21 protein-coding genes are annotated in these 25,681 nt (G+C 59.4%); 11 read left to right on the top strand and 10 right to left on the bottom strand.

The window, feature by feature from the left end:
- Window position 1: 1 nt before the first annotated feature.
- Both pncB and BG455_RS01800 read left to right on the top strand, forming a co-directional pair.
- Window positions 2–1,291, top strand: a complete 1,290-nt coding sequence (pncB, locus tag BG455_RS01805; protein ID WP_071468257.1) for a nicotinate phosphoribosyltransferase — start codon at window positions 2–4, stop codon at window positions 1,289–1,291.
- 122 nt (window positions 1,292–1,413) lie between these two features.
- On the top strand, window positions 1,414–1,581 hold the full coding sequence (locus tag BG455_RS01800; protein WP_071468256.1) for a YdcH family protein: 168 nt from the start codon (window positions 1,414–1,416) through the stop codon (window positions 1,579–1,581).
- 69 nt (window positions 1,582–1,650) lie between these two features.
- Here BG455_RS01800 and phbB read toward each other — a convergent pair whose 3' ends face one another.
- Window positions 1,651–2,373: an acetoacetyl-CoA reductase gene (gene phbB, locus BG455_RS01795; RefSeq protein WP_071468255.1), complete on the bottom strand. Its 723-nt coding sequence runs from the start codon at window positions 2,371–2,373 to the stop codon at window positions 1,651–1,653.
- Between the two features lie 87 nt (window positions 2,374–2,460).
- Complete coding sequence (locus tag BG455_RS01790; protein ID WP_071468254.1) at window positions 2,461–3,633, bottom strand: acetyl-CoA C-acetyltransferase; 1,173 nt, start codon at window positions 3,631–3,633, stop codon at window positions 2,461–2,463.
- Between the two features lie 280 nt (window positions 3,634–3,913).
- On the opposite strand from BG455_RS01790, the gene hspQ reads away from it, so the two are divergent.
- Window positions 3,914–4,240, top strand: a complete 327-nt coding sequence (gene hspQ / locus BG455_RS01785; RefSeq protein ID WP_071468253.1) for a heat shock protein HspQ — start codon at window positions 3,914–3,916, stop codon at window positions 4,238–4,240.
- Window positions 4,241–4,263: 23 nt separating this feature from the next.
- Here hspQ and BG455_RS01780 read toward each other — a convergent pair whose 3' ends face one another.
- Genes BG455_RS01780 through BG455_RS01770 form a run of 3 tightly spaced genes read right to left on the bottom strand, consistent with a single transcriptional unit; the run spans window position 4,264 to window position 7,611 of the window.
- Window positions 4,264–5,007: a sulfite exporter TauE/SafE family protein gene (locus BG455_RS01780; RefSeq protein WP_071468252.1), complete on the bottom strand. Its 744-nt coding sequence runs from the start codon at window positions 5,005–5,007 to the stop codon at window positions 4,264–4,266.
- Between the two features lie 52 nt (window positions 5,008–5,059).
- On the bottom strand, window positions 5,060–6,487 hold the full coding sequence (locus BG455_RS01775; RefSeq protein WP_071468251.1) for a c-type cytochrome: 1,428 nt from the start codon (window positions 6,485–6,487) through the stop codon (window positions 5,060–5,062).
- Window positions 6,484–7,611, bottom strand: a complete 1,128-nt coding sequence (locus tag BG455_RS01770; RefSeq protein WP_071468250.1) for a lipocalin-like domain-containing protein — start codon at window positions 7,609–7,611, stop codon at window positions 6,484–6,486. The genes BG455_RS01775 and BG455_RS01770 overlap by 4 nt, the downstream gene beginning before the upstream one ends.
- Window positions 7,612–7,851: 240 nt before the next feature.
- Between BG455_RS01770 and BG455_RS01765 the strand changes: the two genes are divergently transcribed.
- From BG455_RS01765 to BG455_RS01750, 4 genes are all read left to right on the top strand, one after another.
- Window positions 7,852–8,628 carry a transglutaminase-like domain-containing protein gene (locus BG455_RS01765; protein ID WP_071468249.1) on the top strand — a complete coding sequence of 259 codons (777 nt, stop codon included), beginning with the start codon at window positions 7,852–7,854 and terminating at the stop codon, window positions 8,626–8,628.
- A 135-nt stretch (window positions 8,629–8,763) separates the two neighbouring features.
- Complete coding sequence (locus BG455_RS01760) at window positions 8,764–9,879, top strand: polysaccharide biosynthesis/export family protein (RefSeq protein ID WP_084386081.1); 1,116 nt, start codon at window positions 8,764–8,766, stop codon at window positions 9,877–9,879.
- Entirely contained in the window at window positions 9,876–10,718 is an 843-nt protein-coding gene (locus BG455_RS01755; protein ID WP_249030774.1) for an NAD-dependent epimerase/dehydratase family protein, read from the top strand. Before BG455_RS01760 ends, BG455_RS01755 begins: the two co-directional genes overlap by 4 nt.
- Window positions 10,715–11,371, top strand: coding sequence for a sugar transferase (locus BG455_RS01750; RefSeq protein ID WP_071468248.1), 657 nt, complete (start codon window positions 10,715–10,717; stop codon window positions 11,369–11,371). The genes BG455_RS01755 and BG455_RS01750 overlap by 4 nt, the downstream gene beginning before the upstream one ends.
- A 61-nt stretch (window positions 11,372–11,432) precedes the next feature.
- Here BG455_RS01750 and BG455_RS01745 read toward each other — a convergent pair whose 3' ends face one another.
- Window positions 11,433–15,797: an Ig-like domain-containing protein gene (locus BG455_RS01745; RefSeq protein WP_071468247.1), complete on the bottom strand. Its 4,365-nt coding sequence runs from the start codon at window positions 15,795–15,797 to the stop codon at window positions 11,433–11,435.
- Between the two features lie 715 nt (window positions 15,798–16,512).
- Window positions 16,513–17,070 (bottom strand): LOG family protein, encoded by a 558-nt coding sequence (locus tag BG455_RS01740; protein WP_071468246.1) that lies wholly within the window; start codon window positions 17,068–17,070, stop codon window positions 16,513–16,515.
- Window positions 17,071–17,169: 99 nt separating this feature from the next.
- Here BG455_RS01740 and BG455_RS01735 point away from each other — a divergent pair, with 99 nt between their 5' ends.
- The 3 genes from BG455_RS01735 to BG455_RS01725 all read left to right on the top strand — a co-directional run bounded on the left by BG455_RS01735 (window position 17,170) and on the right by BG455_RS01725 (window position 21,671).
- The gene (locus BG455_RS01735) at window positions 17,170–18,414 is read left to right on the top strand and encodes a LysM peptidoglycan-binding domain-containing protein (protein WP_084386079.1); all 1,245 of its coding nucleotides are present in this window, start codon (window positions 17,170–17,172) and stop codon (window positions 18,412–18,414) included.
- A 103-nt stretch (window positions 18,415–18,517) separates the two neighbouring features.
- Complete coding sequence (locus BG455_RS01730) at window positions 18,518–20,350, top strand: ABCB family ABC transporter ATP-binding protein/permease (RefSeq protein ID WP_084386078.1); 1,833 nt, start codon at window positions 18,518–18,520, stop codon at window positions 20,348–20,350.
- A 145-nt stretch (window positions 20,351–20,495) separates the two neighbouring features.
- Complete coding sequence (locus tag BG455_RS01725; protein ID WP_071468270.1) at window positions 20,496–21,671, top strand: BaiN/RdsA family NAD(P)/FAD-dependent oxidoreductase; 1,176 nt, start codon at window positions 20,496–20,498, stop codon at window positions 21,669–21,671.
- An 18-nt stretch (window positions 21,672–21,689) separates the two neighbouring features.
- On the opposite strand, the gene BG455_RS01720 is transcribed toward BG455_RS01725, so the two are convergent.
- The 3 genes from BG455_RS01720 to mepK all read right to left on the bottom strand — a co-directional run bounded on the left by BG455_RS01720 (window position 21,690) and on the right by mepK (window position 24,910).
- Window positions 21,690–23,444 (bottom strand): KpsE/RkpR family capsule polysaccharide export protein, encoded by a 1,755-nt coding sequence (locus BG455_RS01720; RefSeq protein WP_071468244.1) that lies wholly within the window; start codon window positions 23,442–23,444, stop codon window positions 21,690–21,692.
- On the bottom strand, window positions 23,428–24,081 hold the full coding sequence (locus BG455_RS01715) for an ABC transporter ATP-binding protein (RefSeq protein ID WP_071468243.1): 654 nt from the start codon (window positions 24,079–24,081) through the stop codon (window positions 23,428–23,430). The genes BG455_RS01720 and BG455_RS01715 overlap by 17 nt, the downstream gene beginning before the upstream one ends.
- 259 nt (window positions 24,082–24,340) lie before the next feature.
- Complete coding sequence (gene mepK / locus BG455_RS01710; protein ID WP_071468269.1) at window positions 24,341–24,910, bottom strand: peptidoglycan L,D-endopeptidase MepK; 570 nt, start codon at window positions 24,908–24,910, stop codon at window positions 24,341–24,343.
- Window positions 24,911–25,316: 406 nt separating this feature from the next.
- Between mepK and BG455_RS01705 the strand changes: the two genes are divergently transcribed.
- The coding region (locus BG455_RS01705) for a L,D-transpeptidase scaffold domain-containing protein (protein ID WP_483880054.1) at window positions 25,317–25,681 on the top strand (365 nt) is incomplete at its 3' end.

Genomic DNA, 25,681 nt, shown 5'->3' with positions numbered 1-25,681 from the left:
GATGGATATTGCAACCCGCGTCTATAACCACCGCTGGAAAATGGACCCGATCGTTCGGTCCCTGATAGATACCGATTTCTACAAGCTGCTGATGTGCCAGTTGGTTTTTACCAACCACCCGCAGACGCAGGTTACCTTCAGCCTTATCAACCGCGCCACGCATATCCCGCTGGCGCATCTGATCGACGAAGGTGAATTGCGCGAACAGCTGGACCATGTTCGCGCGCTGTCGCTGTCGCGCGGGGAATCCACCTTTCTGCGCGGCAACACGTTTTACGGCAAACGCCAGATGTTCCGCCCCGATTTCATGGAGTGGTTCGAGAATTTTCGCCTGCCGCCCTACCATCTGGAACGTGTGGGCGACCAGTATGAACTGACCTTTGAAGGCACATGGTGCGAAGCGATGCTGTGGGAAATACCCGCACTTGCGGTGCTGATGGAGCTGCGCTCGCGGGCGGTGCTGGGGCGGATGAAGCGCTTTGAATTACAAGTGCTTTATGCCCGCGCCATGACCCGCGTCTGGGAGAAGATAGAACAGTTGCAAGGGCTGGATGCGCTGCGCATCGCCGATTTCGGCACAAGGCGGCGGCATTCCTATCTGTGGCAGGATTGGTGCGTTCAGGCCATGATGGAGGGGTTGGGCACCGGGTTCGCGGGAACCTCGAACTGCCTGATCGCCATGCGCCGAGAGGTTGAGGCGATTGGCACCAATGCGCATGAATTGCCCATGGTCTATGCGGCTTTGGCCAAAACCGATGCGGAACTGGCGCATAGCCCCTATCAGGTGCTTGCCGATTGGCAGGCAGAGCATTCGGGCAATCTGCGCATTATCCTGCCTGACACATTCGGCACCGAAGGTTTCCTGCGCCGCGCGCCCGATTGGCTGTCGGACTGGACAGGCATCCGCATCGATTCAGGTGATCCGGCGACAGGGGCAGAGATTGCCATTCGCTGGTGGCAGGATCGCGGGCAAGACCCGCGCGAGAAGCTCGTCATCTTCTCGGACGGGTTGGATGTGGACAAGATACAAGACCTTCATGCCCGATTCGTGGGGCGCGTGAAAATCAGTTTCGGCTGGGGCACGCTGTTGACCAACGACTTTCGCAACCTTGCACCAGATGACGGGCTGGCGCCGTTTTCACTGGTGTGCAAGGCGGTCTCGGCGAATGGCCGCGCAACGGTCAAGCTGTCGGATAACCCGCATAAGGCGATGGGCCCAAAGGACGAAATCGCGCGCTACAAGCGTGTGTTCGATGTGGGGCCGCAAGTGGCGCAGGATGTGGTCGTTTAGGCTGCGTTAAGGCATTTGGCGGAAACTGGCAGTTGCGGCGAAACCTCACACCGATTTTTGGTGACAGGGGCCTTCAGTTGTGGTGCACTGAAGATACTTTCACCAAAGCAGGAGGAATTTATATGTCCATAGGTTCGCATATTGCAGAACTTCGCCGTAAGCACGAACACCTTTCTGACAGGGTTGAACTTGCCCAACGCAGCCCCGGCACGGATGACCTTCATATCGCCGACATGAAGAAGCAAAAGCTCCGTTTGAAAGAGGAAATCGAGCGCTTGTCGCACGCCTGACGCGCTCTTTCCTGTGATACGCAAGCGGCCCGCAAGACGCGGGCCGTTTTTTGTTTTCAAGCCGTCAGATCAGACGAAGAACTGCGCCCCGTTCGCGCTGATGGTCGAGCCGTTGATAAAGCCCGCATCATCCGCCACAAGGAAGGCCACGCACCGCGCGATTTCCTCTGGCTCGCCAAGGCGGCCTGCGGGAATACCTGCGATGATGGACTCGCGCACCTTCTCTGGCACGGCCATTACCATTTCGGTGGCGATATAGCCGGGGCAGATTGCGTTTGCGGTAATCCCGAAACGCGCGCCTTCTTGCGCCAGCGATTTCACGACCCCCAGATCACCTGCTTTGGTGGCGGCATAATTCACCTGACCGAACTGGCCTTTCTGGCCATTGATCGAGGAAATCACCACCACGCGGCCAAACTTGCGTTCGCGCATGCCGGGCCAGATGGGGTGGACAGTGTTGAACACGCCCGTCAGGTTGGTGTCGATCACTTCTTTCCACTGTTCTGGCGTCATTTTGTGGAACGGCGCGTCGCGGGTGATCCCGGCATTCGCAACCACAATTTCAATCGGGCCAAGATCGGCCTCGACCTGCGCCAGACCGGCTTTGGATGCCTCGTAATCGGCGGCATTCCACTTGTAGGTCTTGATACCAGTCTCTTCTGTGAAGCTGGCCGCTGCTGCGTCATTGCCAGCATAGGTGGCCGCGACAGTGTAGCCTTTCGCTTGCAGTTCTTTCGAGATCGCTGCGCCAATACCGCGCGATCCGCCTGTGACCAATGCCACTCTTGCCATGTTTACTCCTCCTCAGGGTTGGGCCTTCGCAATATCTGTTATCGAACGTGGTCAGGTTGCGCAAGATTGTTGCGCAACCTTTTTTGCTCAGCGTTCCAGACACATGGCGACACCCATGCCGCCACCGATGCACAATGTGGCCAGACCCTTTTTGGCGTCGCGGCGCTGCATCTCGAACAGAAGTGTGTTCAGCACGCGGCAGCCAGAGGCCCCGATGGGGTGACCAATGGCAATCGCGCCGCCATTCACATTCACTTTGTCCACATCCCAGCCCATTTCCTTGTTCACGGCGCAGGCTTGGGCGGCAAAGGCTTCATTCGCTTCGATCAGGTCCAGATCCTCTGGCTTCCAACCGGCTTTGGCCAACGCCTTGCGGCTGGCATAGATCGGCCCCACGCCCATCACCGATGGGTCAAGCCCTGCTGTGGCATAGCTGGCAATGCGTGCAAGCGGGGTCAGGCCGCGCTTTTCAGCCTCTTCCGCGCTCATCAGCATGACTGCGGCAGCACCGTCATTCAGCCCAGAGGCATTGGCCGCAGTGACCGTGCCATCTTTGGTGAAGGCGGGGCGCAGCTTTTGCATGGCGTCCATTGTGGCGCCGTGGCGGATGTATTCATCCTGATCCACCACAATGTCGCCCTTGCGGGTTTTCACGGTAAAGGCCGCAATCTCGTCGGCGAATTTGCCCGCTTTCTGTGCGGCTTCGGCTTTGTTCTGGCTGGCAACTGCGAAGATGTCCTGTTCCTCGCGGGTGATCTGCCATTTTTCGGCAACATTCTCGGCGGTCTGGCCCATGTGGTAGCCGTTGAACGCGTCCCACAGCCCGTCTTTGATCATGGTATCGACAAGTTTCATGTCGCCCATTTTCTGGCCCGTGCGCATCAGTGCTGCGTGCTGGCTCATCGACATGTTTTCTTGTCCGCCCGCCAGCACGATTGACGCGTCGCCCAGCTGGATATGCTGTGCACCCAGTGCGACCGCGCGCAGGCCAGACCCGCATACCTGATTGATCGACCACGCGGCCGATTCAATCGGCAGGCCGGCATTGACATGCGCCTGACGTGCGGGGTTTTGCCCCTGACCTGCTGTCAAGACTTGCCCCAGAATGGTTTCGGATACTTCGCTCTTGTCAACGCCTGCGCGCTCTACAACCGCTTGAAGAATGGCTGCACCAAGGTCATGTGCAGGGGTGTTGGCAAACGCGCCACCAAAAGACCCAACGGCAGTGCGCGCCGCTGAAACAATAACAACATTGGTCATGTGATCTCCTCTCTCTATTGTCGGATATTCCGCCCCAAGCGCAAATCGTGCCCTGTCAGATGACTGCAATCCGCCATGTTTGTAACATGAAGCAGAAACAGTGCAACGGCGCTGCGCCAATTGCTGGCGCAAACGCCAGTATTCTGGCCCCGATTGCGCCAGAACCCGCCCGCCACGGGCGTTTTGTTCCACGCGGCCCCACAGTTTGTTTCCGTGATTCCCTTGGGCGGGCATGGACATCGGGCAGTGCAGCGCGTAAAAAAGGGGAAAGAGGAGCGACATGGAACGGCAGTCGGCAAAATATCATCTTGGGCAAATCGTGCGCCATAAGAAGCACCCGTTTCGCGGGGTGATTTTCGATGTCGATCCTGAATTTGCCAATACCGAAGAATGGTATGATTCCATCCCCGCAGACTCGCGCCCGCGCAAGGATCAGCCCTTTTACCATCTGCTGGCCGAGAATGACGAAAGTTTTTACGTCGCCTATGTGTCCGAGCAGAACCTTGTCCCGGACGAGTCGGGCGAGCCTGTAGAGCACCCTGATCTAAGTGAAATATTCGGCGAATTCCGCAACGGCCATTACCCGCTACAGATCCAGATGAACTGACCGGCCCTTGCGGCGGGGCTGGTTCAGGCGGTCAGCCCGTCAAACAGCAACTTGGCCGCAATCACTGTCAGCAGCACAAGAATAAGCTTGTCGAACATCGCTTTTGAAATCTGGCTGGCCAGCCAGTTCCCCACGGGCATGCCCAGCAGCAACGGGCCAACGGCAAGAATCCCCCAAAGCGCCAGTTTCGGGGTCAAAATCCCCAACAGCGCCAGCGCAGGAATTTGCATCAGCGCCATTGTGCAAAAAAAGATCGAGATTGTCGCCATGAAGCGGGGCCGTTCCAGCCGCAAAGCATTCAGATAGGTGATGGAAACCGGCCCTGACATGCCGCTGGCCCCTTGTAGCACGCCGCCAATCAGGCCCGCAGGCGCAGTCAGGCGGGATTCGGCATTTGGGCCAAGCTGCCAGTCAGGGCGCATCAGCCGGAACACGATATAGCTGAGCACGACCGCGCCAACACCGGCCATCAGCAAGGTGGCAGGTGCCACGGCCAGCAACACAGACCCGACCAGCGCCCCCAACGCGCCCCATAGGGCAAAGCTGGTGGCCAGCCCCATCCGGCCCAGATGGGCGCGGAATTGCCAGCCTTGGGTCACATTGGTCAGCAAGTTTGGAATGGCAAACAGCGCCACAGCGGTGGGCACGTTGAACAACATGGCCAGAACCGGCACGCCAATCATGGGTGCGCCCGCCCCTGTCGCGCCTTTCAGCACACCGCCCAGAAACAACCCCAGACCGGCCAACAAAATCTCGGTGACGTCCATCAATCAGCCCCTTGGCCTGTTGCTGCGCGCAACCCCGCGCGCTGCATGCGCTTTACAGCGTCTTGAGGTATTCCAGAAGGGCTTGTCGCTGTGCATCGGACAACCGGTCGGCAAAGGTATGCCCTGCATTGCCATATCCCGGCAGGGTCGTGTCATAGATCCTTTTGCGCGCTTCTGCGGTTTGGGCGGCGGCTTTGCCTGCCTCCAGCGTCTGGCTGCGCCATCCCAACACCTCGTGGTCATAGTCTTGCGGTGTGACATGGCGCCAAAAACGCGGGCGCAACCGGCTGTCCAGCAGCGCTGCCAGATTGGGAACCGATCCGTTATGCAAATAGGGTGCCGCCGCCCAGATGCCGTCCAGCGGGGGGGCGATATACCCTTCGGCGGGGGCCGCGCGCACTGTTCCACCATGGGGCGAGCGGTCCACCCAGTCGAAGAACCGATCAAGGCTGCCATCGGTCATGGTTTGCGCATATATCGGGTCGGTGCCGATTTCATCCAGTGGCACAACGCGGTTGGGGTAGCTGGGTGTTTCGCCATAGGTGCCATGGCAACTGGCGCATTCGGTCATGAACAGCTCTTGCCCCTGGGCGGCCAATTCAGGGTCAACCGCATTGGGGTAGGGGGGGGGCGTCAGGTTTTCCAGAAAGGCGCGGATATCGGGGGCATAGCTGTCGATTTCCTGCAATTCTTCCACGCTATCGGCGCAGAGCATCGAGGCGAACAGCATATATTGCGCATGATCCCCGCGCCCGATTGTGGTGTAGAACATCGCGTTTTTCTTGCCCATCCACCACCATGGCGGGGTGCGCAAGGGGACGGGCGCAGTCGGGGGCGGGTCAATCAGGGGCGTATCTGACCACGCCATCGTGCGCGGGTCACGATGCGCCATCAAAGCCCAACTCAGGTTGGTTGCAGGGTTCATGCCGATGGTCTGCGTCTGGGTATAGGGTGCTATCCCTTCAATCCGGTCGGCCCAAAGCTGCCATGCTGCACTTTCGCCCGGCCCCTGCACATAGCGCCCCACTTGGGTGACAAGCTGGCGCGGGTCGGCGGTGAAATCGGCAAAGGCATCGCCCAGCCCCACGACAACCTCATCCCCGATGCGCCCTGCATGGCACACAAGGCAATTGTTCGAGACAATTTCCACCCCGTCATCATTGGTATGCGCTGTCAGAAAATACGGCAATTCCGCATTGCGCCCTATCCGCCCCGGCAACAGGGTGGCGGGGTCGGTTTCAGGGGCCACGCGGCGATAGGCAGAATACGGCATGCCGCAACTGACATAGGGATTGTTCACCAGCGCCGTATACCCTGCCTGCGGGTCGCCTGCGCGCTGGGGCGTTTCCGCCACCCGCCCTGTGGGCGAGCGGAACCTGTCAGGATCGGTGCCAAAGGGCAGGGGCAGGCCCGCCAGCACCCAGACCCCTGCGGCCACACCGAATGCGGCCAAGGCATAGGCCAGGGGTTTGCGTGTCATGGCGTCCTCTCTCCTGAAAGCTGCAAAATACCTGTGCCGCGCACGGGTTGCCCGTCTAACCTGCCTTCGGCCTGCACCAGACCGGACCAGACAGGGGGGGTAAAGTCATGTTCCTGTGCATCGTAAACCGGCGCGACCTCTAGTTCCAGCACATCATCCAGAAGGATATTCCACGCGACAGGCCATTCAACGCGCGCCCCTTGCCACTGGCGCGGAAATGTCACCTGCGCATGGTCTGCGCCCAGCGGGCGCGCGGCCCCATCGGTGTCGATCAAGACCGCATCCACCGTGGGCACCCCGCGCCCGTCACTGCGTTGCGACACGATGACAGACAGTTCATGGCCCGTATCCAGTTGCAGTGCCAACCTGTCCGAGATGACAGGGCCAGCGCCCGGCAAGGGCAATTCGCCCCAAGCGTGATCGAACCACGCGCTGCCGGTTACCGGCGCGTCACGGCCTGACAGGGTGACGGTGCCTGTCACATCCAGCCGCGAAAAGGCATAGCCGCGAAACGGCGCATCTGCCGCGTCAATGCTAAGGGGGGCTTTGCTTGGCACCATCTCCAACACCACGCGGGCACCGGCTGATGTTGCGCTGAAACGCCACGCCCCTGTGCGGCTGTCACCCGGGAAAGCCAGCGCCCAGTTGTCGAAATACAGCGCCCGTGCATCGGTATCGAACCCTGCCGAACCCGCAAGGCCACGGCCAAACCGTTCCTGTGCCACCGTCTGCGCGCTGTCCGCGACGATCAGATGGGCGCGATATATACTGCGCAACTCCCAGATCGACGCGGGCTGATCTGTGTCTGGCGGCACAAGGCCAAGCCGCATAAGCGAGAATTGCACATTTATTGGCACACCATCTGGCCCTGTCAGATGCGCTGACATCTGCCACAGCTCTGATTGCGCGGCAGGGTGGGGCGCATGGTCTTGTGGCAGATCAAGCGGCCCTGTGCCCGTGGGCCGCACGAAGCCGTCTTGCGCCATATTTGCCAGCGCACCCAGCCAGTCAACCGGCGTATCGGAGCTTTCAGCATGCTGCCCGGGCTGAAACAGGACCACACCCGCCACAAGGATCGCCCCCAAAACGGCACTGGCTGCGACCCAAAGGCGCGGGGTGGTCATTGTGCATGCTCCTGTCTTGAATGGCGCGCGCGCCCTTTGGGTGCAAACTATCGCATCGCGGTCTCAAACCAACCCCAAGTGGCGCAAAAGCGCGGCAAGGCCCGTGGTCGGGCGCTTGAAAAGCCATCGCGCTTGCATCGGACATGCGTTAGGACAGCGCAAGGCTGCGACGCGCAAACCGCCCGCAGGGCGCAGGCGTCTGGCCATGCCGCAACATTTTGACCCCGGAGGTGATACCCGATGCTGTTCGAGATTGATGTGTTGCTGGATTATGACCTGACGCAAGGCGACGCGGCCCTGCTGATGATCGAGGCGGCGCATAAGGACGGGCAGCGCATTCTGGACAGCCATCTGGATGTCAAGAATGCCGAGCTGCGCGTGATCGATGCAGATGGCGCGCTTGAACAGCGTGTCTGGGCTGTGGTGCAACAGACCCGCTTGCAAACCCGCTACCGCGCAAAAGTAGAGGTGACGCGCACACACGCAGCCCTTGCCACGCGCCCCGCCACAGCGCTGGATGCGCTGCCAAGTGATGTTCTGCCCTATCTGCGCCCCTCGCGCTATTGCCCGTCCGATATGTTCGTGCCGTTCGTCGCCAAAGAATTTGCCGATCTGCATGGCGGGGCTTTGGTTGTGGCGATCCGGGACTGGGTTGGCCGGGAATTGTCTTATGTGCCCGGCAGTTCTGTCGCTTCGACCAGCGCGGTGGAAACTTTCCTGTCCCGTCAAGGCGTGTGCCGTGATTATGCGCATATGGTTTGCGCCTTCGCACGGGCCGCCAATATTCCGGCGCGCTATGTGTCGGGCTATGGGCCTGATGTTGCGCCACAAGATTTTCATGCCGTCGCCGAAGTCTGGCTGGACGGGCGCTGGCATCTGGTCGATGCAACAGGCATGAGCACCCCCGCCACCTTGGTTGTCATCGGCGCTGGGCGTGATTGTGGTGATGTGGCCTTCATGGAAACCGAAAACGAGGCGCAGTTTCGGGAACTCAGCGTGCGCGTGGCGCGCGCATAGCGCGGTTGGGCCGTTGCGCAAAAGCGCCGCCTTTGGTGTAGTATCGCGGATGGGGGGCATGAAGAATTGACCCTGCCCTGATTCCAGACCACAAGGAAACTTGTAAAAAAGCACTAGCGTAGCGGGAGACGGGTTTTGACCACGACCATATCAAGGCGGCATGTGATCGGTGGGGTCGCGCTGTTGTTCGTATCTGGTTGCAGCGTGGCGCGCGGTGCCCCTTCCCAGCGCGAGGTTCTGGCAAGCCCCGATGCCGAGGGTGCAGATTTCGCCTTGGAAATCGTCACCCGTGACAGGCTGCCACTTTACCCCGGATGGGGCGTTCTGAATGGTCGCGCGTCTACATCCTGGCCCTCTGGTGGTGCCGTGCCGACAGATCAGGTTCTGGCACCGGGTGACAGGCTGGCCCTGCGCGTTTGGGATGCCGAAGAAAGCTCGCTTATCACGCAGGCAGGCAGCCCGTTTGCAGATATTGCCAATGTCCTTGTCACAGCATCGGGCCGCGTAAGCCTGCCTTATATCGACGAGGTGCAGGTCAGCGGCCTGACCGCCGAGCAGGCGCGCTTGCGCATGCAGGAACGACTGACAGCGATTATTCCCTCGGCGCAGGTCCAGTTGGAAGTGACCGAGGGGCGGCGCAATTCGGCGCAGATGCTGGGGGGGGTTGCCAGCCCCGGCACTTACCCTTTGAACGAACGCAACTTGCCCTTGACCAGCCTTATTGCTGCTGCGGGCGGGGTCAGCCCGACGCTGATCAATCCGCAAGTGCAGATCACGCGCGGGCAGCAAGTCTTTCGCCGCCCGCTGGAATTCGTATTGTATAATCCCGCGCATGACCCTGCCATTCGCGGCGGCGACAGCGTTCTGATTGAAAGCGACAGGCGCAGTTTCAAGGCATTGGGGGCCGCGCAACGCGAAGAGGTTGTTGGGTTCGATGCAGAAGATGTCAGCGCCTTGCGCGCAGTCTCGCTGATGGGCGGGATTGCGGACACACGCGCAGACCCGCGCGGCATTCTTGTGCTACGCCGCTATACCGCCGCAGAGGTCAGCCGCCCTTCGGGTGCCCCGAATACGCGTGTTGTGTTCAGCTTTGATCTGACCCGCGCAGATGGAATGTTCAGCGCGGATGAGTTTTTGATCGCGGATGGTGACATCGTGCTTGCGACCCAAGCGCCTGCGGTGACAACGCAGCGGGTGCTGGCCCTGTTCGGGGCGTTTCTTGGCTTTGGTCGGGCGGCAGGGTCCTTGTGAGTGTTGCGCGCGTCCTGATTCTGGGGGCGAGCGGGCGTTTGGGTGGTATGTTGCGCCGCCACTGGAGCGCGCAAGGCGCAACGCCCGTGTGGCAGTTTCGTCGCGCCCCGCTGACATCTGTGGCAACCGGATCTGTGCATCTGTGTGACCCGCTTGCTGGCCTGCCGCAATGTGGCCCCGTGGATGTGGTGGTGGGGCTTGCAGGTGTTGTGCCTGCAAAAGGGGACGTGTCATTGAACAGCGACCTTGGTCTGGCGGCGGTGGATTGCGCCGTGGGGCTGCGCGCAAGGCATGTGTTTCTGTCGTCTTCTGCGGCGGTCTATGGGCCATCGACCACGCTGCTGGGGGAACAGGGGGGGGCATTCCCTGTCAGCGCATATGGACGTGCCAAACTGGAAATGGAACAGGCCGCACTGGCGCGGGCTGCGCGACATGGCATTGCCGTTACGGCGCTGCGCATTGGCAATGTTGCAGGGGCCGATGCCTTGCTGGGCCAAAGCGGTGAAAGCCGCCGCCTTGACCAGTTTTCAGATGGGCGCGGCCCTGTCCGGTCTTATATCGGGCCTGTGGAATTCGCCCGACTGGTGCAGGCGCTGGTGCAACTGGCCTGCGGTGGCCTGCGCCTGCCCGCACGGTTGAACCTTGCGTTGGAGGGCGGCGTTGCAATGGCGGATTTATGCGATGCAGCGGGGGTGCCATTTCAGTGGCACCCCGCCCCCGAGACTGCGCTGCAATCTGTGGTGCTGGATGTGGCGCAGCTGGCCAGACTGGTGCCGCTGCCCAAAGCAGAGGCGGCAGAAATTGTTGCGGATTGGCGTGCAGACAGGCGGTGTGCATGACGCCCTCGAAACGTGTGTTCGATCTGTGTTTCGCAGTTGTGCTTCTGCCCTTGGTGCTTCCGGTTCTTGCGGGGCTTGTGGCGGTGCTTTGGTTGCGGCAGGGGCGGCCGGTTTTTTTCGGGGGCGAACGCATGCGCAGCAGCCACGAGGGGTTTACCCTGTGGAAGCTGCGCAGCATGTCGGTGGTCGCTGTGGATACGGGCGTGTCTGGTGGCGACAAGGCCGCGCGGGTGACCCCTTTGGGGCGCGTTCTGCGCCGGTCGCGGCTGGATGAGTTGCCGCAATTGCTGAACATCTTTCGCGGCGATATCAGCTTTGTGGGGCCGCGCCCCCCGTTGCGAATTTATGTCGAGCGTTTCCCCGATCTTTATGCGCAGGTTTTGCGCACGCGCCCGGGCATAACGGGGCTGGCCAGCCTTGTTTTTGCTGCGCATGAAGAACGGTTGCTGGCGCGTACCGCATCGCCCGAGGAAACAGACGCGACCTATGCGCGGGTCTGTGTGCCGCGCAAGGCCCGGATTGACCTGATCTACCAGCGCCATCAAAGCCTGTGTCTGGATCTGTGGCTGATCTGCCTGACAGGCGCGCGTGTGCTTGGCCTTGCGCGCGCGCGCAGATTGCCGCGCAGACGGCGCGTACTCTCCGGAAAATAAGCTGTGACATATGAAAACGGGGCCTCTGACGAGGCCCCGTGTCTGTCTTACCTTATGCCCGTTACATTGCCAGCAAGGCAGAGCTTTCGTGGCGGGCCAGAACACGGCGTGCGGCAGTGTATCCACGCTGGCCCTTGCGTGTGGCCAGTTCGGGGAACAGCGCCAGCAATTCGTCGCGCTGCTGCATGTCCAGCCCGTTCAGCGTGACATCGGCCGGTTGGAAGCTCTCACTCCAAGCCCCTTCAGAGTCGATAATCTGGTGGCTGTCGAACATGATATGCACATAGGTCACTGGACGCGGATCATGGTCGATGCCCGGTTGCCCCACCAGATCACTGGCGGCAACAAGGACTTCACGCTCTCCGAACATCAACTCTGCCTGATACCCGCTTAGCAAAATCCGATGCCCCGGCGAGACGCGCAAATCCCGTCTGGGCAGCTTGTTGCCCAGCGCACCAGCCCGAATGACGACCGATTCGAAATCCGGGTTTTGTGCCAGATACGCCGCATCAAGCACCCGTTGGCCGGCCCAGCGCACCTGCTGGAACCCGTCATCGCGCGTCAGAACCTTGTCGCCGATGCGAATATCCTCGACCAGTTTGGGGCCTTCGGCAGTGACAATCAGCGTACCTGCCGCGAAGCAGGGCACTGTGATATGCACTGTCGCATGGTCGGCGCCGCCTTTTCCGTCAGTGACGACATACTTGAAACTGTCCTCTCCGAAAAAGCCCTCTTTGGGGGTGTAGGTAAATGTCCCGTCTGGGTTCATCACCACTTTGCCATTTGCAGGCTGAGTGTTCAGCTTCACCGATAGCGGGTCGCCATCAGGGTCGCTGTCATTCACCAACACGTTCCCCTCAACGCTTTCGTCAATGCCATCGGTTACAAACTTGTCATCGACAGCCACAGGGGGCCTGTTGCCGGGCGCGCAGAGCTTCTCGGTGAACAGGTTTACTGTCGCAGTGTCCTGACCACCATTCCCGTCGGTGATGGTATAGGTAAAGCTGTCCTCGCCCGAGAACCCCTCATTCGGGGTATAGGTAAAGGTGCCATCCGAGTTAATGACAACACTGCCGTTTGACGGGTTTGTATTGCCGATTACTGTCAGCGTGTCGCCATCCGGGTCGGTGTCATTGCCCAGAACCGAGCCTTTGATCTCCTCGTTGAAATCCCCCGAGAAAAAGTCATTCTCGGCATCAGGCGGGTTATTCGGGGCTTCACCCACAGTGACAGTGACTGTCGCTGTGTCAGTGCCGCCATTGCCGTCTGTGACCGTGTAGGTGAAGCTGTCCTCTCCGGTGAAGCCTTCATTCGGGACATAGATGAACTGGCCGTTGGCATTGACGACAACCGACCCATTCGATGGGGCAGTGTTGCTGATAACTGTCAGATCATCGCCATCAGGATCGGAATCATTGCCCAGAACCGACCCTTCAATGGCGGTGTTGAAGGCACCATCAAAGCCGTCATCCTCGGCCACGGGTGGGCCATTCACATCCAGCGTGACAGTGGCTGTATCGGTGCCGCCATTGCCGTCGCTGATGGTGTAGGTGAAGCTGTCTGTCCCCGAGAACCCTTCATCCGGGGTATAGGTAAAGGTGCCATCGGGCCTTAGGACAAGGGTGCCGTTCGCCGGATCGGTATTGCCGATAATCGTCAGATCGTCCCCGTCAGGGTCTGAGTCATTGCCCAGAACAGACCCGGTGATCGGATCGCCAGCCTGCCCGTTGAAACCGTCATCCTGTGCATCGGGGGCGCCGTTGACTGTCAGGGTAACGGTTGCGGTGTCAACGCCGCCATTGCCGTCGCTGATGGTATAGGTGAAGCTGTCTGTCCCCGAAAACCCTTCATCCGGTGTGTAGGTGAAGGTGCCATCAGGTCTGAACACAAGCGTCCCGTTTTCAGGGTCGGTATTGTCCAGTATAATCAGCGTGTCGTCATCCGGATCGGAGTCATTGCCCAGAACCGACCCATTGATCTTGTCACCAGCCTGACCGCTAAAGCCGTCATCTTCGGCAATAGGTGCGCCATTGACTGTCAGTGTCACGGTGGTGGTGTCGGTTTCGCCTTTGCCATCGCTGATGGTATAGGTGAAGCTGTCTGTCCCCGAGAACCCTTCATCCGGAATGTAGATGAACTTGCCATCTGTTCCGATAACGACCTTCCCGTTGGAGGGGACGGTGTTGTCGATGACTTTCAGCTCATCGCCATCGGGGTCACTGTCATTGCCCAGAACCGATCCTTCAATCGGCGCGCCTTCCTGACCATTGAAGCTATCGGCAACCGCAACGGGCGGCTCGTTCGGTTCGGCTGCGATTGTCAGCTTTACAACCGCGGTGTCTGTGCCGCCGAACCCATCGCTGATGGTATAGGTGAACTGATCTTCGCCAGAGAAGCCCGTATTCGGCACATAGGTGAATGTGCCATTAGGGTTAACTGTTACACTGCCATTCAGCGGGTCTGTGTTGGAGATCACGCTTAACGGGTCGCCATCAGGGTCGGAGTCATTGCCCAGAACCGCACCTTCGATGGGTTCGTTGAAATCGCCCGTGAAGGCGTCATTCACGGCATCGGGCGGGCTGTTGGGCGCGATGGTCAGTGTGACAGTCGCGGTATCGGTGCCGCCATTTCCGTCGCTGATGGTGTAGGTAAAGGTGTCATTCCCCGAGAACCCTGCATTCGGGCTATAGATGAAGGTTCCGTCAGGCTTGATCGTCACAGTGCCGTTGGCAGGGTCTGTGTTGCTGATCACACTCAGCGGGTCGCCATCGGGGTCGGAGTCGTTGCCCAGCACCTCGCCGAGGATGGGCTTGTTGAAATCGCCGGTGAACGTGTCATTCACCGCATCGGGCGGGTTGTTGGGGTCTGCGGCGATGGTCAGTGTGACAGTCGCAGTGTCTGTGCCGCTATTGCCATCGCTGATGGTATAGGTGAACTGGTCTTTACCTGTGAACCCGTCTTTGGGGGTGTAGGTGAATGTCCCATCTGGTTTGATATTGACAGTGCCGTTCAGCGGATCGGTATTGCCGATAACCGTCAGCGGGTCGCCATCGGGGTCGGAGTCGTTGCCCAACACCTCGCCGAGGATGGGCTTGTTGAAATCGCCGGTGAACGTGTCATTCACCGCATCTGGCGGGCTGTTGGGGTCTGCGGCGATGGTCAGTGTGACAGTCGCAGTGTCTGTGCCGCCATTGCCATCGCTGATGGTATAGGTGAACTGGTCTTTACCTGTGAACCCGTCTTTGGGGGTGTAGGTGAATGTCCCATCTGGCTTGATATTGACAGTGCCGTTCAGCGGATCGGTATTGCCGATAACCGTCAGAGGGTCGCCATCGGGGTCGGAGTCGTTGCCCAGCACCTCGCCGAGGATAGGCTTGTTGAAATCGCCGGTGAACGTGTCATTCACCGCATCTGGCGGGCTGTTGGGGTCTGCGGCGATGGTCAGTGTGACAGTCGCAGTGTCCGTGCCGCCATTGCCATCGCTGATGGTATAGGTGAACTGGTCTTTACCTGTGAACCCGTCTTTGGGGGTGTAGGTGAATGTCCCATCTGGCTTGATATTGACAGTGCCGTTCAGCGGATCGGTATTGCCGATAACCGTCAGAGGGTCGCCATCCGCGTCACTGTCATTGCTCAGAACCTCGCCCTCGATCTTTTCGTTGAAAATGCCGGTGAAGTCATCATTCACGGCTTCTGGCGGGGTATTCGGCTGCATAACTTCCTGATTGCCGAAGAAAAACACCTTACCGTCACCGGCATCGCCGATCCCGGGATCGGGGTGATAATTCGTGTCTACATCCCAGACAACGCGGACAGAGTGGATTTGAGTGCCCTCTTCCAGACCATCGATAGAGGTGAGTTCAAATACCGAGGCGTGAATATTCTGCCCGGCCCATGTGCGTACACCTAGGTCTATATAGTTGCCGCCAGGCTCGTGTTTGTTGATGGCGGTGGCAGATGCGATTACATCGCCATTTTCATCAAGAAATTCAAGTGTTTGGCTATTGTTCCCATCTTTTTCGGTAATGAAGATGAACCCGCCTTCGGCCACCGTGATGGGTGTGTCATAACTTAGGGTGTAGCCCTGCTGCGGTGCTGTCGTCGAAACCCGAAAAGCGTCGACATAAGCATTCAGGTCATTGCTTTGGAACGCGACCTCTAGCGACTGCTCTTCGAACGCGTCATTGCGCTGCCCATCTTTTGGCCACAGCTTCGAGATGGGTTTGCCCCCGACGAAGAGTTGGGCCTCATGGTCTTTATGTGCGACATCAACCACGTTGAAACTGACACTGTCCGGCCCGACAAGGTCGAAATAGACTTCGTCACCTACCTGAATGCTGGTCAATGTATGGACGGCTGCCGAGTCGCCCGCACTTGTGGAAGAGTCGATGTTGAACGTGATTTCGCCTGACGACAATGCGCTCATTTCATAATTCCTTGCACAGGGACGCATAGCCGTCTGTTCAGAAAATTTCTCATCCAAAAATTTGGTCTTTGAAAAAACTCTGCCGTAGCGACTATATCAACACGTCCTAAAATTTCGTTTGTATCGTTGTGGCTTTTAAAAAAGCGCGAGAGACTTTTGCATAATCAAATTCTACCAGGCTTGGGCGCAAGACAACTGGTAATGTGGAAAATACCCATAAAACGAGGGTTTGCCAAGCGTCAGTGTTTAAGACTGTTTAACGGTGCGTCTCAAAGGACACCATTGTTTCCGGATTTCAAAATCTGTCCATCCGTCGCAGGCGGGCCAGAGTGCCTGGTGCCGCGCTTGTTCGGCGGCAACCGAATCGTTCAGATTTACCGATAGCAGGGTAACTGGGGGGCAATATTGGTGCGATCTGCCCAGCCCAACGCCGCCTGTCCCCTGACTTTAGGATGTGGTGCGGCCCCGAATAGGGTGTTTATTTGCATAGCGGACCAGCGAAAAACCATTGGGGGCAGGCACCGCAATTCAAATACCGAAACAATCCGACCGCGTTGATTAAATTCGCGTAAAGGTTGCTTTTAATTTAAGTCATTAATCTAAAAGTTGCAAATAATGGCGCGCGGCCTTGTTTCCAAGTTCTTCGCCAAGATGCCGTGTATACCTGCTATTGATCTGTGCGAAATTGCGGTACGCGCCCCTGCGCTGTGGGGCGTCACATCAAAGTATCACTCAGGCGCGCTTCCAAGGTTGCGACATCTGGCAGCATGGTAAAAAACCCGCGCAGGCTGGGGTCGGCAAAGCCCTGGTCGACAATATGATCCACCAGATTGGCCAGCGGTGACCAGTATCCCGCTGTGTTCAGCAGAAAAATCGTTTTCGCGTGCAAGCCCAGCTGCCGCCATGTCAGCACTTCAAAGAATTCATCCAGCGACCCCGCACCACCGGGCAGCACGACGATGGCATCTGAATTGGTGAACATGACCTTTTTGCGCTCGTGCATGGTTTCGGTGACAACAAGCATGCCCAGATCGCGCTTGCCAACTTCCGCCTGCATAAGGTGGGTGGGGATCACGCCCATTGTGGCGGCACCGGCAGATTGTGCAGCGCGCGCGACCTCTCCCATAATGCCAATATCGCCTGCACCATAGACCAGCCGCCACCCGTGCCGCGCGATCATTTCGCCGACAGCGCGGGCATCTGCGGCGAATCGTGGGTCTGTTCCTGCGCGCGAGCCGCAGAAAACACATAAAGAGCGCGCCAAAACTGTCATTTGGAACAATTTACCCCCTGAATTGCTTTACTATCGGTTATCGAGATTGCTACTGTCTTTCAAGCACAGGCTGGGTTTCGTGGTGTCAAAGGGCGCGCGATGTTAAAGTACTTTCCAAAAGATACGTTGGCGCAATGGCTTGTCGGGTCGGTGGCCGTGGCTGGCGCGGCCAGCGTGGCCTATGTTCTGGTATTCCCGTCAGAGGGGCCGCAGCCCGACCTGCCCGCGCCTTCTGTCATGTTGGGCGAACCCGCGCATCTTGATCTGCCACTGGACGCGCCTGCACCGGATTTGCAGTTGGCAATGGTGGCACCGGCCGCGGGCCAGCCCCCCAGTTTTGATATCATGCGCATGACCGATCTGGGCGATGTGCTGATCGCAGGCAAGGCCCCGGCGTTAAGTGCTGTCTCTGCCCTGATAGATGAAAACCCTGTTGCGCAGACAGTCAGCACGGCTGCCGGGGAATTCGTGCTTATGTTCGAGGTTCAGCCAAGCCCCATGCCACGGGTTCTGGAACTGGAAGTGCGGCTGGCCAATGGCGACAGGCTGCGCTCGCTCGATACGCTGATGCTTGCGCCCCGAAGCAACCAGTTGGTGGCCAGCCAGTCCGAAGGCGCGGCAGCACAACCGCTGCAAACCGCGCGCGTGGTCGATGTGGCGCCCCTATTCCCCGAACCCGGCGCATCCGCGCGCCGGCCGGTGATTTCCGAACCACGGGTCATCGGGGCAGCGGCGCCAGAGGGTGCAGCCGCCACAGACATGCCGCCAGAGCTACAGCCCACCGACACTGCTGATCCCCGCGCCCCTCTCGCTGTGCTGATGCGCGCGGATGGCACGGTGCAGGTTTTGGGAGAGGCAGCTTCTCTGGCAACGCATCAGGCATCTGGCGGGAATGTCAGCATAGACGCTGTCACTTATGACGCGGGCGGCGAGGTGGCGTTAAGCGGGCGTTCGCGGCAGGGTGCGGCGGATATCCAGATTTATCTGGACAACCAGCCAATCCTGCGCGCGCGCGCCAGCGCAGATGGCAACTGGCAGGCGCAGCTTGAAGGGATTGAACGCGGTGTGTACCGTCTGCGTGTGGATGAGTTGGATGATGCCGCACAAGTGACCTCGCGCGCCGAAATCCCGTTCCAGCGCGTGACGCCCGAAATCGCCCGAGAGGCCACGGGCACCCAAGCCCTGATTGTGCAGCCGGGCAACACGCTTTGGGCCATGTCGCAGGAACAATTCGGCGATGGCCGGCGCTTTATGCGGATTTTCGATGCCAACCGTGACCAGATCCGCAATCCGGATCTGATCTATCCGGGGCAGGTTTTTGTCGTGCCACAAACGGCCGAGTGACTGGCAGACATGTCAGCGTGCTGTCAGACAGCACAAGCCGCGCTGTCTGGTCATTTCCGTGCCTTAGCCCTAGATAGGGGGACAGCCAGCACGAAAGCCAGTCATGTCCGCACCCGATCAGGCCCCGTCAGGGGCAATCCCGCCAACACCCACTGCGGCACAGGAACGCGCAAGCGGTTTGCGCACGATCCAGCGCGTCATTCCCTATCTGTGGCCTGCCAATGCGGCTTGGGCGCGCAAGCGGGTTGTGCTGGCCTTGCTGATGTTGGTTCTGGCCAAGCTGGTCGCGGTTGGCACCCCGTTTTTCTACAAGGGCGCGGTGGATGCACTGGCCGGCGAAGGGGCCGCGTGGTTTCTGGCCGTGGGCGCGGTCGGGCTGACAGTGGCCTATGGTGTTGCGCGGCTGATGGAAATCGGGTTTCAGGAATTGCGCAACATCCTGTTTACCCGTGTGGGCCAGCGCGCGCTGCGCCAGCTGGCGTTGGAGACATTCGAGCATATCCACCGCCTAAGCCTGCGCTACCATATTACCCGCAAGACAGGGGGGCTAAGCCGCATCATCGAACGCGGCGTCAAGGGCGTGGATTTCCTGCTGCGGTTCCTGCTGTTCTCGATCTTTCCGCTTATGCTGCAACTGCTGATGATTGCGGCGATCTTCTTCTGGCTGTTCGATGTGTGGTATCTGGTCACTGTGGTGGTGACGATCAGCCTGTATGTGTGGTTCACCTTTCGCGTGACAGAATGGCGCGTGACCCAGCGCCGGATCATGAACCGGCAGGACACTGACGCCAACCAAAAGGCCATCGACAGCCTGCTGAATTTCGAGACGGTCAAATATTTCAATGCCGAAGGTATGGAAGCGCAGCGCTATGACGGGGCGATGGCGCAATATGAGGATGCTGCGGTCAAAACCAACTATTCGCTGGCCTTCCTGAATTTCGGACAGGCGCTGCTGATCACAACAGGGCTGGTCACCGTCATGGTGCTCGCCGCGATCGGGGTGCAGCGGGGTGACCTGACAGTGGGCGATTTCGTGATGGTGAACGCCTATATGATCCAGATCACCATGCCGCTGAACTTTCTGGGCACAGTCTACCGCGAAATCCGGCAGGCGCTGGTCGATATGGCGGAAATGTTCGACCTGCTGGACCAGCCACCCGATGTGCGCGACGCGCCAGATGCAAAGGCGCTTCAGGTCAGCACGGGCGAGATATGCTTCGAGCAGGTTGAATTCGGCTATGATGCCGCGCGGCCCATCCTGAAAGGGATCAGCCTGACCGTGGCAGGGGGTGAGACAGTGGCGATTGTCGGCCCCTCGGGGTCTGGCAAATCGACCATCGGGCGGCTGCTGTTCCGGTTTTATGATGTGACGGGCGGCGCGATCCGCATTGACGGGCAGGATTTGCGGACGGTTTCGCAATCCAGCCTGCATGGCGTGATTGGTGTGGTCCCGCAAGATACAGTGCTGTTCAACGACACGATTGCCTATAACATCGCCTATGGCCGCGAAGGCGCCACCCGCGCCGAGGTTGAGGATGCCGCGCGCGCCGCGCGGATACATGACTTCATCCTGTCCCTGCCCGAAGGCTATGACACTGCCGTGGGCGAACGCGGGCTGAAACTGTCGGGCGGCGAGAAGCAACGCGTGGGCATTGCGCGCACCTTGCTGAAGAACCCGCCGATCCTGCTGCTGGACGAGGCGACGAGCGCGCTGGACACCCAGACCGAGCAGAGCATTCAGGACAGTCTGCGCCAGATGGGGCAGGGGCGCACAGTGATTACGATTGCGCATAGATTGTCGACCGTGGTGGATGCAGACCGGATTATCGTGCTGGATGACGGGCATATTGTCGAAGAAGGGCCGCATGAGGTGCTGCTGGCGCAAAACGGGCGCTACGCTGCCATGTGGGCACGCCAAAGCATCGAGGCGGAATGAGGGGTAACGGGGGGAACGCCCTGCCTTTGGCACCCCGGCGGCGTTGTCTGGTGTGGCCGATGGTGCGCACCGGGGGGTGCGCGCGGCAGGGCGTGCCCGGCTGCGCGGGCGGTCTTTGTGGCCCGCTTGGGCGCAAGGGGAATTCATGAAACCCTATGATGTGATCATCCTTGGCGCAGGGGCCGCGGGCATGTTCTGCGCCATCGAGGCCGCGCGGCGGGGCCGCCGTGTTGCGTTGATCGACCATGCGAAAGCGCCGGGGGAGAAGATTCGCATCTCGGGCGGGGGGCGGTGCAACTTCACCAATCTTGACATCCGCCCAGAGCGGTTTTTGTCGCAAAACCCGCGTTTCGCGCGCTCTGCCCTTGCGCGCTATACGCAGCATGATTTCATTGCGCGCGTCAACGCCGCAGGCATTGCATGGCATGAAAAGACGCTGGGGCAGTTGTTCTGTGACGGGTCTGCGCGCGAAATCATTGCCATGCTGTGCAAGGATATGGCCGAGGCGGGTGTGGACCTGATGCTTGCCACCCGTATTGAAGATGTGCGCCATGGCGATGGCTTCATCGTTGCAACCAGCGCCGGAGAGTTGCACGCGCCAAAGCTGGTGGTGGCGACGGGCGGCAAATCCATTCCGAAAATGGGGGCTACCGGCTTTGGCTACCAGCTTGCCACGCGCTTCGGTGCCGAGCTGATCGAGACGCGCCCCGGACTGGTGCCGCTGACCTTCACCTCGGAGCAGCTGGATGAGATGAAACCGCTGGCGGGCCTGTCGGTTTCTGCCAGCGTGCGCTACGGGCGGATTGCCTTCTGCGAGGGGCTTTTGTTTACCCATCGCGGGTTGTCCGGCCCGTCGATCCTGCAAATCTCCAGCTATTGGCAAGAGGGCGAGGCGATCGAGATCGACCTTGCGCCTGATGTCGAAATTGCCACTGCGCTGGCTGCGGAAAAACAGATGCGCGGGCGGCAGGGCGTTTCCGTGGCACTGGGTGCGCATCTGCCCGAGAAGCTGGCACGCCAGATTGTGGCGCGTGCAGGGCTGGTAGGCAACTTGGCCGACCAGCCAAAGGCCAAGCTGCAAGCGCTTGCGCAGGATGTGTCGGCTTGGCGCGTGCGGCCTGTCGGCACCGAGGGCTACAGAACTGCCGAAGTCACATTGGGCGGTGTGGATACGCGCGGGCTTGATGCCGGGACGATGGAAAGCCGCCATGTGCGGGGGCTGCATTTCATTGGCGAAGTGGTCGATGTGACAGGGTGGCTGGGGGGCTACAATTTCCAATGGGCATGGTCATCGGGCTGGGTGGCAGGCCAGGCCGTCTGACGGCATGGCCTGCCTGCTTTAGCCCGAAATCTGTTCGCGCAAGACAGAGCCTGTCATGGACACAAACAAATAGATACCAAGGAATATCAGAAACGACAGGGACGAATATTCCAGCTTGCGCGGATATGCCGGTTCATCCGAGGCCACAGGCTCGACCGACAGGGCCAGATAGCGGACTTGGCGGCTGACCTCGATACGGGCCGATTCCATTTGCTGCATGGCTTGCGCGCGCATCATCTCGCGGGTCTGTATCTCGGCCTCGGCCATAATAAGCTGGCTTTGGGTGCGCGCCAGCGAGGCGCTTGCCGGTGTGTCGATTGTCATCGAGCCGCGCAAGTCTTCGATCTGGCGGCGCAGCGCCGCTTCGCGCCGCTCCAACGGTTGCAGGCGCGCAGGGTTGGGGCGCAGGTTAGAGCGCATTTCCTGAAGGCTTAATCTGGTCTGGGTCAACTCTGCCTCAAGCGCGCCGATCTGCTGCGAGAGCAAAGACAACTCCACCTCGCCTGACATGATGCTGGACTGTTCCTGCAATTCAACCGAGGCCAGACGCGCCTCGATCAGTTTTTGCTGTGCATCCTCAAGGTTCTCGCGTGCCTCGCGCATCTGGCTGTCGCGCAGGCGCTGCGTCATCATGTCGATATGCTGCTCTGCAAACCTGATAAGGGCTTGTGCGAAACGCTGACTGTCTTCGGGGCTGGCGGCAATTACTTCCATGCGCACAACCCCTTCTGTGGGGTCATAGCCGATCTTGATATGCCGCTTGTAGGTCTTGAAGGTGGCCTCATCTGTTGCATCAGCGGGCAGGCGACGGATCATGTCGATCCTGTCATCGCTAAAATGCGCTCTGAACCCCTCTTCCTGATCCAGCCGCAGCATGGCCGCACGCGATTGCAGAAAGCTTTGGACAGAAGCAGCCTCGCTCATGCCGCCAAGCCCCATTCCGGCAGCAGATGGCAGCATGCCCGCAAGCCCGCCTGCACCGGCCTGCGCATCGGCCTGCTGGATGATGAACTGGCTTTCGGTGGCATACATGGGCGTTGCGATAACGTAGAAATACCAACTGAGAATGAAGGTTGGCAGCGTGACGAATACAAGCAGGCGCGTGCCCAGAAGCGCCAGCCGTTTGCGGCGCCGCTTCGCAATCTCGCGCTGGACGCGCTTCAGTTCTTTTTCACGCTCGGCGGCGATCTGGGCCATGCGGTCTTGGGCATTGGCCACGGGGTTTGCGGGGGCCGGTGGGCCAGGGGCAGCCCTGACCTGTGGCGCGGTTTGCGCAGGAAGTGTCATCTCGCGCCCTTGCATGGGCGTTTCGCTCTGCACCAGATCCAGCATTGTCGCGCGGGCAAAAGGGTCGATGCCGCGCTCGCGCAGCATCAAGACTGCCTCAAAGGCCGATGTCGGGCGAATGCCGTGTTTCTGGGCCACCCGCATGGCCATGCGCAGCTGACGCGCGGTCAGCCCTTCGGCGCGGATTGCGTCAATCGTGTTTTGGGTTTTCGGGCGGCCTTCGTGGTCGGCCATATGCGCAGGGGCTTGCGTCACTGGCTGTTCATGGGGCGGGGTTTCCTGCGGGGGGGCCAGCGCATCGCCATACTCTGCCTGTTTGGCGTGTTTGCGCACCAGCACAGTTGGGCTATCGGCAGGCGGTGTGTCGCGCGCGTCCGCCTCTCGGGCGGGGGCGGGTGTGCGAACCTCCTCCTGCGGGGTGGCAGAAGGGTCTGTCGACGCCATGCGGCGCAACCTGAAGCGTTGGGGTTTAGCTTGTGTAGTCATAAAGCGCCTTGGCTTCCTGCAAAGTATCAAAAAAATAAAGTTTGCCGTCATGCAGAACGGCGGCGGAAGTGCAGAATTTAGATAATATTTCCATATCATGCGACACAATCACCAGTGTTGCATACTCAAATCTTTCACGCATGATCGCACCCGCACGCCGGTTGAAGGCGACATCGGTTGTCGAGGGCATGCCTTCATCTACCAGATACAGGTCAAAATTCATGGCCAGCATCAATGCAAGCGACAGGCGCGCGCGCATGCCGGTGCTATAGGTGCCAATGGGCATGTCGAAATATTCACCGATATCGCACAGCCACCGGCAAAATGCCTCAACCTCGTCCTGATCCAGACTATAAAGCGCTGCAATATAGCGGACGTTTTCGGTGCCTGTGTGTTTCGATTCCAACCCCCCCATGAACCCCAATGGAAAGGACACGCTGCAATTACGCTCGATCCGGCCTGAATCGGGCTTCTCCAACCCTGCCATCATGTTGATCACAGTGGTCTTGCCAGTGCCGTTCTTGGCAAGCACGCCCAGATTCGTCCCGCGCCTGACAGTGAAGCTTGCGCTTTCAAGAATGATCTTGCGCTGTGTGCCCGTCCAAAAGGATTTACTTACATTCTCGAATTCCAGCACGTCTGAATCCTCGTCGGGGGTGAGGGAAATTTGCTGTCGCGCGTGCAATCGATACGCGACACAATACTACCTTAAGTTAGAAATTCGTTCAAAATGAGACACAAAAGCCGGTTTCATACCCGGCTGGCGCAAATTTTATCAAGTTGAGAGGGGCAAGACAAAGGGGGGCTTTGGGCGCAGTACGGGCCGCCATGCGAAAACGGGTGTCAACCAGACCGGTCAACACCCGCTACATTGCAAGGTTTTGGCGATTTTCGGGTTACGATCCCCAGCTGCGGACTGCGCCGCAGTCAAAATGCACGAAGTCCGAGCGTGAGTAGCGCCCCACGCCACCGGCATTGCACGCCTGCGCCGCTTGCGAGATTTGCCGCACTGTGCGCGAACGCAACCTGACATCGGCAGCCTGCCCGCGCAGATGCAACGAGTTTTGCGCCACATTGCGCGAGCGCGCGCGCAGCATGGCATTTGTCTGGGGCGAACGATAGCCTGACAGCAGCATATAAGGTTCGTTCACAGCCAGCATGTTATGCGTCGCGGCCAAAAAATCGACTGTCCGTGCATCGATGTTATGGACGGCGTTGTTGCGCCAGTCGCGGAAGAAGTGGTTAATCTCTGCAAGCGATTCGGGAATATAGGTTCCGTCTATCCAGTAGATTACATTCATGCTCTCGCCGGTGCGGCCCGAGTAGAAGTGCAATCTGCGAATATCGCCAGAGCCGCGTGCATAGGCGGTCACCCCGGGAAAGAACGGTGCGGCGGAAATTGCGGTGGCGGCAAAAGCCCCAAGAATTGCACGGCGCGTGAGGTTCGGTCTGCTTGCATGTTGCATGAAGCGCTCTGTCCCTTTTTCTATCGAAATACGCTGCTTGCGCCCAAGGTTCACCTCGGTGCCTGCCAAGCAGCGCGTTTGCTTGCTAATGTGGTGCCACATTTGCGCCCATTCCAAAACCCGCTTTTGCGATGGGTTCCATGTGGAGGGCGCATCTGGGCGGAATTTTGCCTGTTTACAGGGGCTGGCCGCGGCGTTGCGGCTGGATTGGGGCGTGACAGGATGATCTGCATAGGCCAAGACTACCGGAGTTTTATTTACAAAATCTCAAGGCAACATCGCTTATATGAAGTGTTGTGATCGCAATCTTGTGACTGGACCTTATAGGCGGTTATTTGCCCAAGTGGTATTCAATAGTGGAAGGGGTTAGTTGATGCATGGTGATTCTACGGGGTGGCATAGGGTGATGCTTAGAAGATTTGCGGCATCCGTCGCAGTTGTGCTGGCGCTTGGGCTGGCATCGGAAGGTGTCGCGCAGCAATTCCCTGCCTTCCGGCAAGCGCTTGCCGAAAGCGTGGCAGAAGACCCCAAGGTTTCCGCATTTTACCGCGACACCGATTATGCCCCTCTCTGGACAGAAGCCGCGCATGCGCCCCGCCGCGAAGCATTGCTGAATGCCTTGACGCGCGCGTCCGAACACGGCCTGCCAAGCGCCCGCTATGATGTGCCGGGCCTGATCGCAGCCTTTCAGGCGGTCGAGACCGAACAGGACCGCGCAAAGCTGGAAGCAAAAGTCACCAAGGTGTTTGTCCAATTCGCGCGCGATCTTAG

It is taken from the genome of Roseinatronobacter thiooxidans, assembly GCF_001870675.1.
GTDB classification, from domain to species: domain Bacteria; phylum Pseudomonadota; class Alphaproteobacteria; order Rhodobacterales; family Rhodobacteraceae; genus Roseinatronobacter; species Roseinatronobacter thiooxidans.
This window is presented reverse-complemented; position numbering and strand designations above follow the sequence as displayed.

What these genes read in the sequence shown, in the direction of transcription:
- BG455_RS01770 (WP_071468250.1), bottom strand. Translation starts at nt 7,611, where the DNA reads ATGACCACCCCGCGCCTTTGGGTCGCAGCCAGTGCCGTTTTGGGGGCG.
- BG455_RS01725 (WP_071468270.1), top strand. Translation starts at nt 20,496, where the DNA reads ATGAAACCCTATGATGTGATCATCCTTGGCGCAGGGGCCGCGGGCATG.
- BG455_RS01740 (WP_071468246.1), bottom strand. Translation starts at nt 17,070, where the DNA reads ATGACAGTTTTGGCGCGCTCTTTATGTGTTTTCTGCGGCTCGCGCGCA.
- mepK (WP_071468269.1), bottom strand. Translation starts at nt 24,910, where the DNA reads ATGCAACATGCAAGCAGACCGAACCTCACGCGCCGTGCAATTCTTGGG.
- BG455_RS01735 (WP_084386079.1), top strand. Translation starts at nt 17,170, where the DNA reads ATGTTAAAGTACTTTCCAAAAGATACGTTGGCGCAATGGCTTGTCGGG.
- hspQ (WP_071468253.1), top strand. Translation starts at nt 3,914, where the DNA reads ATGGAACGGCAGTCGGCAAAATATCATCTTGGGCAAATCGTGCGCCAT.
- BG455_RS01750 (WP_071468248.1), top strand. Translation starts at nt 10,715, where the DNA reads ATGACGCCCTCGAAACGTGTGTTCGATCTGTGTTTCGCAGTTGTGCTT.
- BG455_RS01780 (WP_071468252.1), bottom strand. Translation starts at nt 5,007, where the DNA reads ATGGACGTCACCGAGATTTTGTTGGCCGGTCTGGGGTTGTTTCTGGGC.
- BG455_RS01790 (WP_071468254.1), bottom strand. Translation starts at nt 3,633, where the DNA reads ATGACCAATGTTGTTATTGTTTCAGCGGCGCGCACTGCCGTTGGGTCT.
- pncB (WP_071468257.1), top strand. Translation starts at nt 2, where the DNA reads ATGGATATTGCAACCCGCGTCTATAACCACCGCTGGAAAATGGACCCG.
- BG455_RS01745 (WP_071468247.1), bottom strand. Translation starts at nt 15,797, where the DNA reads ATGAGCGCATTGTCGTCAGGCGAAATCACGTTCAACATCGACTCTTCC.
- BG455_RS01730 (WP_084386078.1), top strand. Translation starts at nt 18,518, where the DNA reads ATGTCCGCACCCGATCAGGCCCCGTCAGGGGCAATCCCGCCAACACCC.
- BG455_RS01720 (WP_071468244.1), bottom strand. Translation starts at nt 23,444, where the DNA reads ATGACTACACAAGCTAAACCCCAACGCTTCAGGTTGCGCCGCATGGCG.
- BG455_RS01775 (WP_071468251.1), bottom strand. Translation starts at nt 6,487, where the DNA reads ATGACACGCAAACCCCTGGCCTATGCCTTGGCCGCATTCGGTGTGGCC.
- BG455_RS01765 (WP_071468249.1), top strand. Translation starts at nt 7,852, where the DNA reads ATGCTGTTCGAGATTGATGTGTTGCTGGATTATGACCTGACGCAAGGC.
- phbB (WP_071468255.1), bottom strand. Translation starts at nt 2,373, where the DNA reads ATGGCAAGAGTGGCATTGGTCACAGGCGGATCGCGCGGTATTGGCGCA.
- BG455_RS01800 (WP_071468256.1), top strand. Translation starts at nt 1,414, where the DNA reads ATGTCCATAGGTTCGCATATTGCAGAACTTCGCCGTAAGCACGAACAC.